This is a genomic window from Paracoccus sp. SY (assembly GCF_002901215.1).
Classification (GTDB): Bacteria; Pseudomonadota; Alphaproteobacteria; order Rhodobacterales; family Rhodobacteraceae; genus Paracoccus; species Paracoccus acridae.
Window position 1 is genome coordinate 20,192 of the sequence record NZ_NWMQ01000018.1, and the last position, 18,251, is coordinate 38,442.

Consider the following 18,251-nt stretch of genomic DNA (forward strand, 5'->3'; position numbering starts at 1 on the left):
TTCATCCCTCTCATGCGCCCGAGCCGTTGCGGGGATCGAAGACATGGCGCAGGTGATCGCAGAAGGCGTTCAGCACCAGCACCAGAACAACCAGCGCCATGCAGGGGGCAAACAGAAGCCAGGGCTGATCGGCAAATGTGGCCCGGGCCGAGCCGATCATCATCCCCAGCGAAGGTTCCGGCGGCAGGACGCCAAGGCCCAGATAGGAAAGACCCGATTCCAGCACCACCGACATGACGACGACAAAGCTGAACTGCACGAACAGCGGTCCGGCGATGTTGGGCAGGATGGTGCGAAAGATGATGCGCGGCGCCGATGCCCCCATCAGCTTGACCGCATCGACATATTCCTGGCCGCGCACCGTCATCACACTGGCATGGGCCACGCGGGTGAAGCTGGGCACGAAGACCAGTGCCAGCACCGGTACCAGCGTTTTCGGCCCGGCGCCATACAGCGTGGCAGCCAGCATGGCCAGCAGCAGCGGCGGAAAGCACAGGATCACATCCATCACCCGCAGCGACAGCGCCTCGGATATGCCGCGCACATAGCCCGCGACGATGCCAATGGTGACGCCGATGATCGCCGCCAGCAGCGCCGCCCCGCCCGAGATGACAATGGCAGAGCGCATGGCATGGATCAGCCGGGACATCAGGTCGCGGCCATATTCGTCCTGTCCCAGCAGATGCGCAGCCGACGGGCCTGCATAACGTGCATCGACATCGATGGCCAAGGGATCCGGCAGGGGAAACAGGGGCAGGATGAAGGCTAGGGCCAGGATAGCCAGCAGAAGGATGCCCGGCGGGCTTTTGAAGGCTTTTTTCATTTGCGCACCCTCGGATCGGTTAAGCCATAGATGACATCGACCAACAGGTTCAGCCCGATGTAGAAGGCCGAGACGACAACGATCACTCCGGTCACCACGGGATAGTCGCGGGCATTGACGCCGGCGACCAGCATCCCCGACAGGCCCGGCCAGTTGAACACGGTCTCGACCAGCACGGTCCCGGCCAGAAGGCCCCCCAGCTGCAGGGCAAAGACGGTGATGACCGGCATCAGCGCATTGCGCAGCGCGTGGCGGATGATGACGCGGCGGGCAGGCACGCCCTTGGCGCGCGCGGTGCGGATGAAGTCTAGGGGCAGAACATCCAGCATCGAGGCGCGGGTGATGCGGAAAACGATGGCCGACAGGCCAAGGGCGATGGTGGCCGCAGGCAGGATCAGCAGCATCATGTGCCGCCCCGGATCCCGGCCGAAGGGGGTGAAGCCGCCGGCAGGCAGCCAACCGAGCACCGTTGCGAACAAGATCACGAACAAGGTGCCAAGGACGAAAACCGGAATTGACTGCGCGGTTCCGGCCAGCAGGGCGGCGATGCGGCTGAAAAGGCTGCGCGGACGCAGGGCCGACAGAACCCCCGCCGGAATCCCGATCAGCAGGCTGAGGATCCCCGCCGCCCCGATCAGTTCCAGCGTACGCGGCAGGCGACGCATCACCTCTTGGCCGACCGGGCTGCCATCCACGATGGATGTTCCCAGATCACCCTGCAACAGATCGCCCATCTTCCGGGTATATTGCTCCAGCATGGGGCGGTTCAGCCCCAGTTCCTCGCGCAGCATTTCGACCATGATCGGATCGGGCGAACCGCCATCCTGGGCCAGCAGCAGTTCAGCCGGATCACCAGGCACGAAGTTGATGGACAGGAAGACCAGTGAGATGACCACCCAGAGCATCAGCAGGCTCTGGGCCACGCGTCGAAGGAACCATCCCATCAGGCCGCCTTTCGTTTGCAGAAATCAGTGGATGCGGGCGCGCGGCAGGCACGCGCCCGGCGGGCAGTCCCTGTCCGGGATCAGCTCAGGTTCAGCTTGTCGAACAGCACCGAAGAAAAGGGCGATAGCTGGTCGGGCAGCATCGTCAGCCCGGTCACCTCCTTGCGGCAGGCAAATCCCGTCGCGCGGTAGCAGATGCCTGCAACCGGCGTGGCAGCGGCGACCAGTTCGTCTGCCTGGCGGTAAATCTCGATCCGCCTGGCTTCGTCCAGTTCGGACCGGCCCGCTTCCAGAAGCTCGCTCAGGCCTTCGACCTCGAAGCCGCGGCTGCGCAGGTAGGTAGGCGAAAGGCTGGGGTCGATCAGCGTGGTGACGCCATCGGGATCAAGGTTGTCAAGGCCGATGCCCTGGACCCCGAAATCACCCACGCCCTTGGTGCCAAGGTTCACCTTGGTCGCCCAGTCGGGCATGGTCAGGTTCACCTTGATGCCGATCTCGGCCAGTTGGGCCTGCACCAGCACGGCGACGTCGCGGTGCATGGAATATTGCGAGGTGGAAAGAAGGCTGACCTCCAGCCCGTTCTCGTAACCTGCCTCTTTCAGCAAAGCCTTGGCCTTGTCCGGGTCATAGCCCCAGATACTGGCCAGAGCCTCGTTGTAATAGGGCGAGGAAGGGCTGCGCGGCAGGCCGGTCATCTCGGCTCCATAGCCAAAGAACACCGACTCCACGAATTCGTCGCGCCGCAGGCCAAGCGCCACCGCCTGGCGCAGCCGGGGATCGGCAAAGACACCCGATCCGTTGAAGCTGAGATACATGAAGGCGCCCGCATCAACCTTGTGCAGATCCAGCGCCTCGTCCTCATCGACGGCGGCCATGGCAGACCAGGGGACATAGTCGATCAGATCGACATCGCCCGCCTTCAGCGCTGCCACGCGCGCGCTTTCATCGACATAGGGCGTGATCGTAATGCCCTTAAGGGGCGGCAGGCCTTCCTTGTAGTAATGCTTGTTCGGCTCCAGGTCGATCGAGACGCCCTTCTCGGCATAGCCGATGAGATAGGGGCCGGCACCGATACCCTGTTCCTCGTCGTCGGTGGAATCCGCCTTCAAGATCGACAGGAAGGGATAGGCCATCAGCGCAGGCACGGTCGCCAGGGGCGCATCGGTCATGATGCGGAAGCTGCGCTCATCCACAACCTCGATGCCGGTGATCGGCTTCAGTGCGTCGAACATGTAAGCACCCGAGCCGTCGCTGGCGATTTGCGCCAAGGTCCATTCCACATCGGCCGCCGTCACGGGGCTTCCATCGTGGAACTTCGCATCCCGCAGGGTGAACAGCCAGCTTGTGGGCGTGTCGTTGGTCCAGCTTTCGGCCAAGTCTCCGACCAGTTGCCCGGCTTCGTCATAGTTGATGAGGTTGCGGTTGATCAGCGCGCACAGAAGATGGCCCGAGTAGCCGACGTTCACCCAGGGACGCAGGTGCGGCGGATAGGTGGAAAGGCCGATTCGAAGCACTTCGGTGCCTTGCGCCTGGGCAAAGCGGCCGCCAAGCGCCACAAGCGCTGCCGAGGCGGTCGCGACCTGCAAGAGGCTGCGTCTATTCAGTTTCATGCGATAGCTTCCCTGCTTTTCTGCCCGCCAGATGTGGAAGGTGTTCCATTATAGCCGTCTGGTCGGCACCTCAGCGCCTCCATCGACCGGGATTGAGGCTGACGTTAGCGACTCAGCTTTCGACCGGTCAAGAATATTCTATCTATCAGATGTGAAAATTATTATAGTTCTCATTATAGGAATATGAGGAAGGATTTGACGCTGTTCTTGCCTGCTTCACAGCTACAGCCGAGCACTTTATTCCTATAAACAGAACTTATTAACAAAGTTGTGCCGATTTTGAGAATAGTGTTGACCTGAAGCAATTTTGGCGCCTGATATGCCGTGGAAATCGGCAGGACACGCGGCTCGATATGGATCTTCTTTCGCGGGCCACCAGATCAATCCGCCGATCACGGACAAGACGCCCAACAGAGCGGGGATTTCATTGATGACTTGGCGTATCGGCGTGGATTCTGGCGGCACCTTCACGGATGTCTGCCTGTTCAACGACACCACTGGCGAGGTGGTGATCTGGAAGGTTTCCTCGACGCCCGACGATCCTTCGCGCGGCATTACCCAGGGCGTGACCGAAGGGCTTGAACGTGTCGGCACAGAAGCCGGCGAGATCGGCTTTCTGGGCCATGGCACCACGGTTGCCACCAATGCCCTCATCCAGGGACGCGGCGTGAAGACCGGCCTTGTGACCACCGACGGCTTCCGCGACCTTCTGGAAATCGGCCGCCAGAAGCGCCCCGATCTTTACGATCTGCAAGCCAACAAGCCGGAAACGCTGGTCAGCCGCGACCTTCGCCTAGGGATCAGGGAGCGCCTGCGCGCCGATGGCAGCGTGGAAGAGGCACTGGACGAGGATGCCTTCCGCGACGCGATCCGCGAGTTGAAGGCCGAAGGCGTGAAATCCATCGCCGTGTCGTTCCTTTACAGCTTTCTCAACGACGCACACGAGCGCCGAGCCGCCGCGATCATCGCCGAGGAGTTCCCCGAGGCGTTCACCGCAGTGTCCTCTGCCATCGCGCCAGAATTCCGCGAGTTCGAGCGGCTTTCCACCACGGTGGTGAATGCCTATCTCGGTCCGGTCATGCAGGGCTATGTCCGCGCGCTAAAAAAGAAGCTTTTCGACATCGGCGTGAAGGTCGCACCGCAGTTGACCCAGTCGAACGGCGGGGTCATCGCCTTTGATACCGCTTCCGAAATGCCCGTGCGCACGGTGCTTTCCGGCCCCTCGACCGGGGTGGTTGCCGCGCAGGCCATCGGCAAGATGACCGGCATCGAGAACCTCATCACTTTCGATATGGGCGGCACATCCTCGGACGTGGCGCTGTTGACCAACGGCAGTTGCCGCGTTGTCAACGAGGCAGTGGTCCATGGCTATCCGCTGAAGGTGCCGATGCTTGACATCCATACCGTGGGTGCGGGCGGCGGCTCGATCGCCTATGTCGATAACGGCGGGCTTCTGAAAGTCGGTCCTCGCAGTGCCGGCGCCAATCCCGGCCCGGCCTGCTATGGTCTTGGCAATGATGAGCCGACCGTGACCGATGCCAACGTGGTCCTTCAGACCCAGAACCCGGAATATCTGCTGAACGGCCGGATGAAGATCGACCGTAACCTTTCGGTCGCCGCGATCCAGAAGCTGGCCGACAGGCTGGGCATGGAGATGCTGCAAACCGCCAATGGCATCCTCGACATCGTCATCGCCAACATGGCCAAGGCGATCCGGGTGATCTCGGTCCAGCGTGGCCACGATCCGCGCGACTATACGCTGGTGGCCTTCGGGGGCGCAGGCCCGGTTCAGGCTGCGCGTCTGGCGCGTGAACTGGGGATGAGCCGCGTGCTGATTCCTCGAACTCCGGGCGTGCTTTGCGCCATGGGCCTGCTGATGACCGATCTGCGGTCGGATTTCTCGATCACCAATCTGATGCGGCTGGATGATGCCACGATCGAAGGCGTAGGGGCGATCTATGCCGAATTGACTGAGCGCGCGGGCGCCTGGTTCGCATCGGAGGGCATTGTTCCCGATGCCCGCCAGGTGACCCTGACCGTCGATGTCCGCTATGCCGGGCAGAACTATGAAATTCCCGTCATTCTGCCAGAAGGACCGATCACCCAGGCCACTTTCGAGGCGATCCGGGCGGGCTTCCTCGCCGCGCACAAGCAGCTTTACGGCTTCATCGCTGAAGGCGAGCCGATGCAGTTGGTGACTTTCCGCGCCGCAGCCGCCGGTCTGGTGCAAAAGGCCGAATTCGCGCCGCAACCGCTGGAAGGCGCCGATGCCTCGGCCGCCATCACCGGCGCGCGTCCGGTTTGGATGGTGGAGGCAGGCGATTTCGTGGAGGCGAAGCTTTATGACCGCGCCCTGCTGAAAGCCGGGAACGTCGTCGCGGGTCCCGCGATCATCGACCAGATGGACACCACCACTGTCGTGCCGCTGGGCCAGACTGCAACCGTAGATGCCTATCTCAACCTCATCCTGGAGGCCGCGAAGTGAATATGGCGACGCGTATGAAACTGAACCCCATCACAGTCGAGGTCATCGGCTCGGCCTTCGCCTCCACCGTCGAGGAAATGGGCGAGGCGTTGGTGCGCGCCTCCTATTCCACCAATATCAAGGAACGCCGCGACTGCTCGACTGCACTTTTTGATGCACAGGGCCGCATGCTCTGCCAGGCCGAGCATATTCCGATGCACCTGGGCAGCTTCATCGGCTTCATCCCCTGGATCCTGCGCCATTTCGGAGAGGACCGCATCGAACAGGGCGATGTCTTCATGGGCAATGATGCCTATGAGGGCGGCGGAACCCATCTGCCCGACATCGTCATCGCCGAGCCGATCTTCGTCGAAGGCAAGCTGGTGGCCTGGGCGATCAACACCGCCCATCATTCGGACTTTGCCGACCGCGGCCATGCCCATATCTATCAGGAAGGACTGCGCATCCCGCCGGTCCGTCTTTATCGCAAGGGCGAGCTGCAGGAGGATATCCAGCGCATGTTCCTTCTGAACTGCCAGGTGCCTGCCGAGCGGATCTCGGACCTGCGCGCCCAGATCGCGGCCAACCGGCTGGGCGTCATCCGCATGACAGATCTTTGCGCCAAATACGGCTTGGACATGGTTCTGGCTGCGGGCGAGGATCTGATGGATTACGCCGAGCGCAAGATGCGTGCGGGCATCAAGGCGATCCCGGATGGCGTTTATCGCTTCTCGGATACCTTCGACAGCGAGGCGCTGGAAGTACCGCTTGATCTTTCGGTCACCATCGAGGTGAAGGATGACCAGATCAGCTTCGATTTCGTCAGCCCGCCGCAGGTCGCCGCAGGTCTGAACGTAGTCTATACCGCGCTGCTGGCCACCGTCTATTACGCGATCAAGACCGTGGTCGATCCGACGATCCTGCCGAATGCGGGTCTTGCCCGCCCGATCACCGTCAATGCGGTGGAGGGCACGCTGCTGAACTGCGCCCATCCAGCGGCCGTGGATGGCCGGATCACCGCCTGCCAGCGGGTCGTGGACCTGATCCATGGCGCCTTGGCCCAAGTGGTGCCTGACCGGGTGACGGCAGCCTCGAACGGCTCGGTTGCGGTGGCAAGCTTCAACGGCAGACGCGAGGATGGCTCGCTCTGGGTTTATCTTGAAACCATCGGCGGCGGCTTTGGCGCGCGCCACAACAAGGATGGTCTGGACGGCGTGCATGTCCACATGACCAACACCTCGAACCTGCCAGTCGAGGCCTTGGAAAACGAATACCCGATCACCCTGCGCCGCTATGAACTGGTGGATGGGTCGGGTGGCGACGGCACCTTCGTCGGCGGCATGGGTCTGCGCCGGGTCTATCGCGCCGAAAAGGCCTGCCGCGTGCAGGTGATGGGCGCACGGCTGACCTCGCAGCCTTGGGGTCTTGAGGGCGGCAAGCCGGGTGCTTCGGGCCATTTTACCCTGAACGGGATCCGGAACGGCTTTGAGCGCGCTTCGGTCGATCTGGCACCCGGAGATGTGCTGGAAATCGTCACCCCTGGCGCGGGCGGCTATGGCGATCCGGCCCTGCGCCTGGATGATCTGCGGGCACGCGACCTGCGCGAAAAGCGCTTCGTCTGATCGTTCGAAAAGCTTGACTTGCCCGCCATTCCAACCAATCCCGAAAGGGTGGGTGGATTGGCGGGCAAAACGCCGCCTAGCAGGAGAAGTCCTTGGCCAAACAATCGTCTTCGAATGCCGGACGCGCGGCCGAGATCCTGATCCTTCTGGGGCAGGCTGGGCGGCGCGGCATGGCGCTGGCAGCCTTGGCCGAAGCCACGGATGAGGCGAAATCCTCGGTCCATCGAACACTTGTCGCCTTGGCCGATCACGGACTGGTAGTGCAAAGCGGCAATCGCGGCAACTATCGGCTGGGTGCAGGCACCTATGCGCTTGCCCTGCGCAGCCCCGGCCTGAATGAAATTGTCGCCTCCTATCGTCCCGCCCTGATCGAGATCACCGCCAGCACCCAGCTTTCCACCTATCTGATGGCAAGATCCGGGTTGGAGACGGTCTGTCTGGATTATCAGAACGGCCAGATCGCCGCTCAGCCTTATGTCAGCGGCATTGGCGGGCGGATCCCCTTGGGCGTCGGGGTTTCGGGGTCGTGCATCCTGGCGCAAATGGATGCCCGCAGCCGCGAGCGCTGCCTGTCGCTGAACAAGGACACCCTGGCCGACTGGGGCATTCCCCTCAGTCTGATCGAAGAAGAGGTTGAGAGCTTCAAACTGCATGGCTTCGTGCGCGGCATCCGCCGCAGTGCCGGGATCGAAAGCCTTACCCTCACCGTTCCGCTGGTCGATGATGACTTGCGCGGGATGGAAGCCGCTATTTCTCTGATGGCGCCGCTGAACATGCTGGACGAGGCGGCAGAGCAAAAGGCTGTTGCCACCATGCAGGCGGCGATTGCCGAGGCCCGTCGTCAGGCCGAGATCGCGCCTCGCGCAGAGGGTAGTTAGGTTGTGCGCGCTCCGTTTTGACGCGCCCTTTCCTCCCGCAAGAGGTGCTGCTTGCCCGCTCCGCCCGCTATCTCAGCAACGCCGGGGATTTTCTACCGGCAGAAAGGACATCAGATGACTCGTGTGGCGATGATTTCCGGTGCGTCGCGCGGCATAGGTGCGGCAATCGCCTTGCGCCTGCAGGCGCAAGGCTGGCAGGTCAGTCTTGGCCTGCGACGCCCCGAGGAGGCGCCCGTTTTCGGTCCAGAGGTGCTTGCCTGCCGCTATGATGCCCTTGACCCCGCGTCCGAGCAGCAGTGGATGAAGGAAACGATAGCCCGTTTCGGTCGCTTGGACGGCCTGGTGCTGAATGCCGGCATCCACAGCAGCGCCACCGTGCTGGAGGCAGGCGGCGACGAATTTGACCGGTTGATGGACGTAAATGTAAAATCACCCCTACGGCTTGCCCAACTGGCTTGGCCGCATCTTGGCGAAACCGGGTCCGAAAAGCTGCAGGCTGGGCGGATCGTCCTCATGTCCTCACTTTCTGGCAAAAGGGTGAAATCCGCAGGTTCGGGACTCTATGGCATCTCGAAATTTGCCTTGATGGGGCTGGCGCATGGCCTGCGCCAATGCGGCCGCGATAACCGCATCCGCACTACGGCGATCTGCCCCAGCTTTGTCGCCACCGACATGGCGTCAAGCCTGGCCGCCGACAGCACTGCCCTGACCCAGCCCGAGGATATCGCTTGTATCGTTGCCATGGTGTTGGAACTGCCCTCCACCGCCTCTATCGCCGATATTCCGGTTCATTGGACGGTTGAGGATTGCTACTGACGAGATCACCTATACGGTTTCGGTTTAAGGTGGACCTTCATTGATTCAGTAAGATAACTTTCCACCTCGTTAGCCTGCGCGATGAACAGGATTATCAAACGCCGAACTCACGTATCGGGGACTTGGGTGTTTCAGGTGGGAAGCCTTCAGCACCCGCAAAGGCATCTGTAGGGAGAGCAAACGGTTCGAGGAGCGAACATCCTCACAAGCACGTCTGATAGCCGTCTTGAACTGGCCCCCAATTCGACCGGACACTTGGGCATAACCATGGAGGCTTAGGCATATGCCTAAGCACGTGCTTATGTCAGAGATCGAAATCATCACCGATGGCGGCCGTCGGCGCCGTTGGACTGCCGCCGAGAAGCTGCGGATCGTCGAGGAGACGCTGGATGGACAGGCCAGCATCTCGGTCGTGGCGCGGCGCAATGGCGTGGCGCCAAACCTGTTGTATCGTTGGCGGCGTCTGATGCTGGAAGGGGGAAGCGTCGCGGTGACCGAAGACGACGATGTGACCAGCAATCGCGTGGTTCGCGAGATGGAAAGCCGCATCCGTGAACTTGAGCGCCAGCTTGGCCGCAAGACGCTGGAGGCAGAGATCTTGCGGGAAGCCCTGGACAAGTCACGGGTAAAAAAACCGACCTTGCTCGCGGGGTCGCCATTGAAGGGCGGTTTCCAGTGAAGGCGGTGGCCGAGATGTTGGGGGTTTCCCGCTCCAACCTGGTCAACCGGCTGCAGGGCAAAGCGAAGCCGCGGCGGCGCTACCATAAAGCGCAAGACGCGGCGTTGGTGCCGCTCATCACAGCACTCGTGGCGGCGCGGCCGACCTATGGCTACCGTCGCATCACCGCAATCCTGAACCGCCAACTGCGATCGGAAGGCTTGGCGCCGTGCAATCACAAGCGCACATACAGGATCATGAAAGCACACAACCTGCTGCTGGCCCGCAAGTATTGCGAGCGGCCGCAGCACATCCATGACGGCAAGGTCATCGTGATACGCTCGAACCTCCGCTGGTGTTCAGATGGCTTCGAGTTCGCCTGCTGGAACGGCGACATCGTCCGCGGCGCCTTCATCATTGACGCTCATGATCGCGAGATCATCGCCTGGAGAGCAGTGGTCAATGCCGGGATCAGCGGGTCCGACATCCGCGACATCATGCTCGAAGCCGTGGAGCGGCGGTTCAAGGCACTGCGCGCGCCAGCGACAATCGAGATGCTGACCGACAATGGGCCGCCTTACATCGCAAAGGATACCCAGATCTTCGCCCGTCAACTCGGGCTGAAGCCCTGCTTCACGCCGATCCGCAGCCCGCAGAGCAACGGCATCTCGGAGGCATTCGTGAAGACGCTCAAGCGCGACTATGTTCAGGTGACGCCGCTGCCGAATGCCCAGACTGGGCTTGAGTTGATCGGAAGCTGGATCGAGGATTACAACGACAACCACCCGCACTCAGGTTTGAAGATGCGCTCGCCCCGCGAGTTCATTGCAGCCCAAATCGCAACAGCCTGAGTGTCCGGTGAAATGGGGGCAAGACCACGTCTATACTTATCCAGCGTAGATGTTCTTACCTACGCTGGACCTGAACGGGTATTATGGAGCAACTAACGGGGTATCTGTGGGCGAACCTTGCAGCACATCGCCTCTATGATCCTATGACCAAAGGGAGATCCACTAATTAGCTTGGTGTTTGTGTCACAAATTTAGTAACTAGATAGGCATCGATTGCCTCAGAGCCACCCTCGGTACCGTAGCCGGATTCGCGTACACCGCCAAAAGGCACCTCAGGTAAAGCCAGTCCCAAGTGATTGATAGACATCATACCAGCTTCAATCTCTTCCCCGAGCCTCTGCATTGCCTCAGCCGAGCGGGTAAACGCGTAAGAGGCAAGACCGAATGGCAGGCGGTTTGCCTCAGTGATAGCCTCATCCAATGTGGCGAAGCGGTTGACTATGGCTATTGGTCCGAACGGCTCCTCATGCATAATCCGGGCCGACAATGGCACCTCAGCCAAAACCGTAGGTGCAAAGAAGTTTCCGCTATTGCCAATCCGTTCGCCCCCAGTAACTAACCGCGCGCCCTGGTCCACCGCATCCCCGACCAGCGCTTGCAATGCTGTTACTCGACGTTCATTAGCTAACGGCCCCATCTGAACTTCTTGTTCAAATCCGCTGCCAACCTTGGCACCAGCCATTACTGCGCTGAAGTCGTGCAGGAAGGGCTCAAATGCATCCTTTTGAATCAGAAATCGTGTTGGTGAAACGCACACCTGTCCTGCATTACGCAGCTTGCTGGCGGCCATGACCTTGGCCGCACGGGAGACATCAGCATCCTCGCAAACAATGACGGGCGCATGTCCCCCAAGTTCCATGGTGGCACGCTTCATGTGCCGACCTGCCAAAGCCGCAAGATGCTTTCCGACGGATGTTGATCCGGTGAAGGAAATCTTACGGATGCCGGGATGTGCGATCAGATACTCTGAAATTTCTGCTGGCACGCCGTAGACAAGATTGACTACGCCTGCAGGAACACCGGCATCGGCAAAGACGCGGATCAGTTCGGCGGGCGAAGCCGGGGTTTCCTCTGGTGCCTTGACAACGATCGAACAGCCGGCGGCCAGAGCTCCCGAAAGCTTGCGGACCACCTGATTGATCGGAAAATTCCACGGCGTGAAGGCAGCCACTGGTCCAACAGGCAGTTTCAGCACCATCTGCGTGACCGCGTTTGACCTCGACGGAATGATTTGGCCATAGGCGCGGCGGCCTTCCTCAGCAAACCACTCGATGATGTCGGCGGCTGCCAAAATCTCGCCTTTGGCCTCGTTGAGGGGCTTGCCCTGTTCGCGGGTCATGATTGCGGCAATTCCGTCGGCTCGGTCTCGCAGCAGATCGGCCGCCTTGCGCATGAGGCGGTAGCGATCAAAGACGCCTGTCCTGCTCCAGATCTTGAAGCCGCGTTCGGCCGCAGCCACTGCATCAGTGAGATCGGCGACCTCAGCATGTGCGACTTTGCCGATCACGTCGCCATTGGACGGATCAGTCACCTCAATGATGCGGCCGCCCTTGGCTTGGCGCCATCCGCCGTCGATGAACAGCAGCGTGTCAGGATATTCGGAGGTCATGAGGTTCCTTTCGTGCAGACGAAATCATGGACGGGGGGCATAGCCCAACGCCGCGGAAATCGCCCGCGCTGCGGCGACTACATGAGGTGCGATCTCTTTTAGCTGTTTGCGCTTGATACGAGAATCTGGTCCGGACATGCCAATGGCGCCCGCCAGTTCTCCCGATCTGTTGAGGATGGCACAGGCGCAAGCCGCGATACCGTCGCGCCATTCACCTTCCGATACGAGAGCATAACCCTGCTCCCGTGCAAGACGGATATCCTGTCGCAGTTCAGCTACACTCGTCCGCGTAGTGTCCGTATAGCGCACCATATGGCCATCAAAACGGTCTAGATATTCATCTGGCATGTAGGCCAACATCGCCTTGCCAGTGGCAACTGTATAGGCCGGTGCTCGGGCACCGACGCTGGTATGGGCCCGAATGTGATGGGCGCTTTCGATCTTGTCCAGATAAATGACTTCCACACCTTCCAGCATCGACAAATGCACCGTCTCTCCCGTCTGTTCGGCAAGCCGGATCATGGCCGAGCGGGCTACCTGGGTCAGATCCATGCGCCGGATGACATTATTCCCAAGTTCCCAAATCCGGGTCGTCAGCACATAGTGATTCTGTGGCGGCACCTGGCGAACATAACCCTGGGAAACCAAGGTCGCGAGCAAACGGTGCACGTTGCTTTTCGTCAGTTCCAAATCACTGGCCAGTTCTGTTATGCCGCGAGGCTGGTCACTTAACGCAAGCGCCTCTATCAACCGCAAACCCTTGATGAATGACTTGTCCATAGAGTCTGGTCTTTCTTTGCAGTCGCGGGCCGGTTGGCCCGCAATAAGGTTCATTCAAAGGCTGGAGCCGTTGCAAACAAGTTGGCTTGGAGGTCAACCGGCCAACAGCGAGTTCAGACGCTCTTGACCATGTTCTTCATTGGTAGTCGTCCCCTGCCCCGATGCTGCACCCCAATAGTTGGGATCCCATTCGATTGCCTTGGCAAGGTTCTCGGGGTTGTTGGCCCAGTACTTGCTAATTTCCGGGTCGGCCTGTTCGAACACCAGGGGCGAGGGCAGTGCGACTGGATAGGTCGAGGTCAATTCTGCTGCGCGCTCAGCCTCCAAACGCCAAGAAAGCAGCTTCAGTGCGTTGTCATAGTTCGGGGCGTCCTTCGGAATGGCAAAGAAGTCGTAATACACGAAACCTTGATTCCATTCGACATCCAGTGGCGCACCTTCAAGAGCAAGGATCGAGGACGATCCGGTGTAGGCCATGCACATGTCAGCCTCACCATCCAGCAGCAGTTGCGGGGCCTGAGCAGAGGTCGTCCACCACTTCGACACATGTGGCTTGATCTCTTCGATCTTCTTCAGCGCACGGTCCATGTCTATGGGGTAAAGATCCTCCTTGGCTACCCCATCTGCCATGAGCGCCGCCTCCATGACGAACCGCGGCCACGCAGGCAGGCAGCGTTTGCCCGGAAACTTCTCCACATCCCAGAAATCAGCCCAACTTGCGGGCTGGGCCTCGGCATAGACATCCGTGTTATAGACCATAGCAACACCGATAACCTGCAATGCCACCCCTTTGGGTCGCTTCAGGTTGTCCGGCATTGTGGCCAGGGTCTTCTGCGCGCCTTCCGACAACCTGGCATAGTCGATGTCCGCCAAGCAGCAGTCACCTAGCAGCTTGGTTTCCTGGTCGAAGATGAAGGTCAGATCCCATTCAGTCTTGCCCGCCTCGACCTGAGCCTTGATACGGGGGCCTGATCGCGCCTCTTGCACGGTCACCACGTCGATACCAGTTTCTTCTTCAAAGGGATCATACATGACTTCACGAAGCGCGTCGCCGTAGGCGCCGCCCGGATCCTGCATGACCACTTCGCCCTCCGCCAGCGCAGCGCCAGGCAAAAGCGCGGCCATCGCTAACGCCGATACCATCCCCGTCATTTTGTTCATACGCAACATTCTATCCTCCTCCATTGAATTTTCGTGATTCAGGCGGCTCGTCCCCTGGTCAGCACGGGCCGGGCTAGGATGATTCCACCCACGACCAGCAGCACTTCCAGCGTCGAAACGACGGCCAGGACCGGGTTCAGCTGATAGTTGATGTCTGCCCATAACATTAGCGGCAGGGTCTTCATGCGAGGGCTGGAGAGAAACAGCGACAATACCAGCTCGTCGAACGAATGCAGAAAAGCAAAGAACACGGCGGCTGCCAGCCCGGGCGCGATGGCGGGCAGGGTTACAGTGCGAAACACCGTCAGCGGCGATGCGCCATGGACGGCAGCGCCCTGCTCCAAACGCTGGTCCACCGCCTGCAACGACGCTGCGACGATCACAACGACGATCGGGATGCCACCTATGGCGTGGGCGGCAGCAAGGCCTAGATAGGTTCCCACTAGCCCCAGATGAAGGAACAGCGCGTAGAGCGACAGGCCCAGAACGACGGGCGGTACGATCATCGGGCTGACCAGCAGCAGCATCAAGGCGGACTTGTAGCGGATGTTGCTGCGCACGATCCCCATGGCGGCCGTAGCACCCAGAAAGACCGAAATCACGGCCGACAGCGACGCAATACCTACCGAGTTCCAGAATGCCGCCATCCAGTTGCTGTCTGAGAAGAATTTGTCGTACCAGCGCAGCGACCAGTCGGGTGGCGGAAAGGTCAGATAGCTAGCCTTGCTAAACGAGATCACCATAACGACGATAATTGGCACGACCAGCGTGGCGATCACGAACCCACCCATGATGCGCACAGTCCAGTGCCCCCACCCGGCAGGCAGTTGCCCCATCAGGCGCAGCAGCGGCCAACCAATCAGATCGGCAAGTATCATGGCCGGTCCGCGACGCTGCTGACGCGTGCGGTTCACCAGTGTGCTATTAGACTGGGCCGCTCCGCCACCTAGCTTGTTGCCGCCCCAGATGAACTCGAACCCCATGATGCGGCCTGCGATACCCACCGCGATTAGCGTAATGACCAGCAGAACAACCGCTAAGGCCTGCAGGAATCCCTCGCCGGTGATGGAATCGGCCTGCTGGGTAATATGCATGGCGAACATTTGGTCGCCCGGGCCGCCCAGCAGCGTCGGCGTGATGAAAAAGCCCAACCCAGCCACGAAGACCAACAAGAAGCCCGCGCCGATCCCCGGCAAAGTGAGGGGCAGCAGGACGCGCCAGAATACCGCCAGCGGCCCCGCCCCCGAGGCCAACGCAGCGCGTGTTAGACTGTGATCCAGCCGGGCAACCGAGGCATAAATCGTCAAGACCATCAGCGGCAGCAGCACCGCCGTCATGGCTAGCAGGACGGACCCCCGATTGAACAGCAGCGCGAGCGGCGTGTCGATCAGGCCCAGTGTCTGCAGCAGCTTGTTAATCGGACCATTGCGACCCAGCAGCACCATCCAGGCATAGGTTCGGATCAGGATCGCAATAAAATAGGGAAGGATGACCGCAACAGCGATCAGCATCTGCACGATGCCCCGCGTACTGTGAATCAGCAGCGCTGTTGGATAGCCCAGCAGGACACACAAGCAAGCGACCGTGAACGCGATCTGCATGGTCCGCAACAGCGATTCCCAATAAAGCGGGATGGAAAACACCCGCTCAAAGTGGGTAAGCCATGTGGGCCCTGACATGCTGACCCGGAATAGGTCGATCAGCGGCAACAGGTAGATAACGGACAGAAACAGCACCGCCGGTACCAGCAGCAGCACTGGAGATCTCAGCCGCTGCGCCAACCCGGATCGTTCAGTCAGAGCAAGGTTTATATCGCTCATGACAAAACCCAGCTCTCGCCCGCGCCCCAGCTGATATGGAGGCGCGTGCCAACCGGCGGCAGGTCACGCGCCGCGATGTCGGGGCAGCGGATCAGAAGGGTCTGCCCGTCGTCCAGCACAACCTCGATGCGCAGCAACTCGCCCAAGAACAGGGCAGAGGTAACAGTCGCGGGCAGGCTGCAAGGGACCGGTCCATCATGTAAGGCAATCCGCTCGGGACGGACTAGCACGGTGGCCTTGTCCCCCTGGACGCCATTGCGCGACTCCGCCTCGAAAATGTGTCCGCCGGGTGTGCGCAGTGTCACCATCCGTCCGTTGCGGCCTACCACCTGCGTGTCGATTAGGTTGCTTTCCCCAACAAACCCCGCGACAAAACGGCTTTGCGGACGGCGATAAATTTCGGCCGGTCGGGCGACCTGGACGATGTGGCCTGCATCCATCACCGCGATCCGGTCGGACATGGTCAGCGCTTCGGACTGATCATGGGTCACAAACAGGATTGTGCTGCCGATGGTCTGGTGCAGGTCGCGGATCTCGATCTGAATCGACTCGCGGAGACGGCGATCCAACGCGCTCAGAGGTTCATCCATCAGCACGACGCGTGGACGCATTACGATAGCACGGGCTATCGCCACGCGCTGCTGCTGTCCGCCTGACATCTGCGCAGGCAGCTTGGCCGCATGTTCGGATAGGCGCATCATTTCCAGCGTTTCTGCTACGCGGCGGTCGGTTGTTGCACGATCCATGCGCGCCATGCGCATCGGAAAGCCCACGTTCTGCGCCACCGTCATGTTCGGAAACAGCGCATAGCTTTGGAACACCATTCCAAAGCCGCGACGATGGGTTGGAACGTTCTGGATGGGGGCGCCATCGACAAGAATCTGCCCTCCATCAATGGTCTGGAACCCCGCGAGCAGGTTCAACAAGGTCGTCTTGCCGCTGCCCGAAGGGCCAAGCAACGTGATGAATTCACCGGGTTCGATATCCAGGCTGATGCGGTCTGCGGCCACAAAGGCGCCATACTTTTTAACAACATCACGGATCGCGATGCCCGCGCCGATCGTATCCGGTGAACGTATGGTCTCGGCCGCTGCTGTTACTGGCTTACCGAGACGCATTTCGCGCCGCGCCATTGTCTCCGCCATAGGCCCTCCTCGTTCCACATTATAGAACGTCATTCTGTATATTATAATTCAGCGTATCTTTGGTCTGTCAAGAAAATCTGTCGAGGCGCCTTTTTTCTCTGAACTCAGACGAATTGACTTGCTTATAAAACTAGTCCTATGCTTAATTTAGAACGCTGTTCTACTATACAGAACATTCGAGTAGGGAGCTCCGGAGACGCCATGGCAGACCAATTGCATTCTATGGTCGCCCGAATCCGTTCCGGGATGTCGGTTGCTCTGCCGGTCGATTACGCGGGTGTTTCCATGGCGATGACGCGACCATTGATTGATCATGGCGCAGGCGAACTGCATCTGATCTGCGTCCCGACTGGAGGCTTGCAGGTCGATCAGCTGATTGGCGCCAGATTGGTTCGAAAGGTTGAGACGAGCGCCGTCTCATTGGGCGAAGCCGGTGGCGCACCGCGCTTCAACCAAGCTGTTCGCGAAGGCCGTATTGACGTCCTGGACGCAACCTGTCCCGCCATCCATGCCGGACTGATGGCTGCGCAGAAAGGCGTGCCGTTTATGCCGATGCGGGGGTTGATCGGTTCGGATGTGCTGGCGAACCGCGCCGATTGGCAGCTAATTGATAATCCCTTCGGAAAGGACGATCCCATCGCCCTTATCCCGGCAATTCGTCCCGACGTGGCGATCTTTCACGCCCCGGTGGCCGACCGGCAGGGAAACGTCTGGATCGGCCGGAGACGGGAACTGGCCGCCATGGCGTATGCCGCGACCGAAACACTGGTCACGGTCGAGCGCGTCGTGGAGCATAGCCTACTGGCCGACGAGACGACGGCCGCCGGCACCCTGCCTGCGCTTTACGTGACTGCGGTGGCAATAGCGCCGCGCGGTGCCTGGCCTTATGGGCTTTGGGGCGAGTATCCCACCGACACGGCCGAACTGAGCCGGTATGCCGCAGCAGCCCGCACGGATCAGGGCTTCGCCGAATATATGGCTTATGAGGTTCCGGCATGACCGTCCTACCTCGAGAAATTTTAGTCTGCGCCATCGCGCGCCTGCTCCATGGAGTGAGTCATGTGGCAGTT

Annotated in this window: 14 protein-coding genes; 6 read left to right on the top strand and 8 right to left on the bottom strand. The window is 60.4% G+C overall.

Annotated features, from left to right (window positions below):
* Positions 1-10: 10 nt before the first annotated feature.
* From CK944_RS13715 to CK944_RS13725, 3 genes are all read right to left on the bottom strand, one after another.
* A complete protein-coding gene (locus CK944_RS13715; RefSeq protein WP_103173632.1) occupies positions 11-823 on the bottom strand; it encodes an ABC transporter permease in 813 nt (270 codons plus the stop codon).
* Positions 820-1,767, bottom strand: a complete 948-nt coding sequence (locus CK944_RS13720) for an ABC transporter permease (RefSeq protein ID WP_103173633.1) — start codon at positions 1,765-1,767, stop codon at positions 820-822. Before CK944_RS13720 ends, CK944_RS13715 begins: the two co-directional genes overlap by 4 nt.
* Positions 1,768-1,847: 80 nt before the next feature.
* Positions 1,848-3,377, bottom strand: a complete 1,530-nt coding sequence (locus CK944_RS13725) for an ABC transporter substrate-binding protein (RefSeq protein WP_103173634.1) — start codon at positions 3,375-3,377, stop codon at positions 1,848-1,850.
* 430 nt (positions 3,378-3,807) lie between these two features.
* Here CK944_RS13725 and CK944_RS13730 point away from each other — a divergent pair, with 430 nt between their 5' ends.
* The 5 genes from CK944_RS13730 to CK944_RS13750 all read left to right on the top strand — a co-directional run bounded on the left by CK944_RS13730 (position 3,808) and on the right by CK944_RS13750 (position 10,666).
* Positions 3,808-5,862: a hydantoinase/oxoprolinase family protein gene (locus tag CK944_RS13730; RefSeq protein ID WP_103173635.1), complete on the top strand. Its 2,055-nt coding sequence runs from the start codon at positions 3,808-3,810 to the stop codon at positions 5,860-5,862.
* 14 nt (positions 5,863-5,876) lie between these two features.
* Positions 5,877-7,463, top strand: a complete 1,587-nt coding sequence (locus CK944_RS13735; protein ID WP_205049037.1) for a hydantoinase B/oxoprolinase family protein — start codon at positions 5,877-5,879, stop codon at positions 7,461-7,463.
* Between the two features lie 92 nt (positions 7,464-7,555).
* Positions 7,556-8,341 (top strand): IclR family transcriptional regulator, encoded by a 786-nt coding sequence (locus CK944_RS13740; protein ID WP_103173637.1) that lies wholly within the window; start codon positions 7,556-7,558, stop codon positions 8,339-8,341.
* 114 nt (positions 8,342-8,455) lie between these two features.
* Positions 8,456-9,157 (top strand): SDR family NAD(P)-dependent oxidoreductase, encoded by a 702-nt coding sequence (locus CK944_RS13745; protein ID WP_103173638.1) that lies wholly within the window; start codon positions 8,456-8,458, stop codon positions 9,155-9,157.
* Positions 9,158-9,440: 283 nt separating this feature from the next.
* Positions 9,441-10,666 (top strand): IS3 family transposase gene (locus CK944_RS13750; protein ID WP_103173639.1). Its coding sequence is split into 2 segments (ribosomal slippage): positions 9,441-9,783 and positions 9,783-10,666, totalling 1,227 coding nucleotides; the frame shifts between segments, so codons are not numbered across the junction.
* A gap of 166 nt (positions 10,667-10,832) precedes the next feature.
* Here the strand turns inward: CK944_RS13750 and CK944_RS13755 are convergent.
* The 5 genes from CK944_RS13755 to CK944_RS13775 form a co-directional block, all read right to left on the bottom strand.
* Positions 10,833-12,275, bottom strand: a complete 1,443-nt coding sequence (locus CK944_RS13755; RefSeq protein ID WP_103173640.1) for an NAD-dependent succinate-semialdehyde dehydrogenase — start codon at positions 12,273-12,275, stop codon at positions 10,833-10,835.
* Positions 12,276-12,299: 24 nt separating this feature from the next.
* The gene (locus tag CK944_RS13760) at positions 12,300-13,055 is read right to left on the bottom strand and encodes an IclR family transcriptional regulator (protein WP_103173641.1); all 756 of its coding nucleotides are present in this window, start codon (positions 13,053-13,055) and stop codon (positions 12,300-12,302) included.
* 93 nt (positions 13,056-13,148) lie between these two features.
* A complete protein-coding gene (locus CK944_RS13765; RefSeq protein ID WP_103173642.1) occupies positions 13,149-14,225 on the bottom strand; it encodes an extracellular solute-binding protein in 1,077 nt (358 codons plus the stop codon).
* A gap of 29 nt (positions 14,226-14,254) precedes the next feature.
* On the bottom strand, positions 14,255-16,036 hold the full coding sequence (locus tag CK944_RS13770) for an ABC transporter permease subunit (protein WP_103173643.1): 1,782 nt from the start codon (positions 16,034-16,036) through the stop codon (positions 14,255-14,257).
* The gene (locus CK944_RS13775) at positions 16,033-17,181 is read right to left on the bottom strand and encodes an ABC transporter ATP-binding protein (RefSeq protein WP_103173644.1); all 1,149 of its coding nucleotides are present in this window, start codon (positions 17,179-17,181) and stop codon (positions 16,033-16,035) included. The genes CK944_RS13770 and CK944_RS13775 overlap by 4 nt, the downstream gene beginning before the upstream one ends.
* Before the next feature lie 201 nt (positions 17,182-17,382).
* Between CK944_RS13775 and CK944_RS13780 the strand changes: the two genes are divergently transcribed.
* Positions 17,383-18,180, top strand: a complete 798-nt coding sequence (locus CK944_RS13780; RefSeq protein ID WP_103173645.1) for a CoA transferase subunit A — start codon at positions 17,383-17,385, stop codon at positions 18,178-18,180.
* Positions 18,181-18,251: the final 71 nt, after the last annotated feature.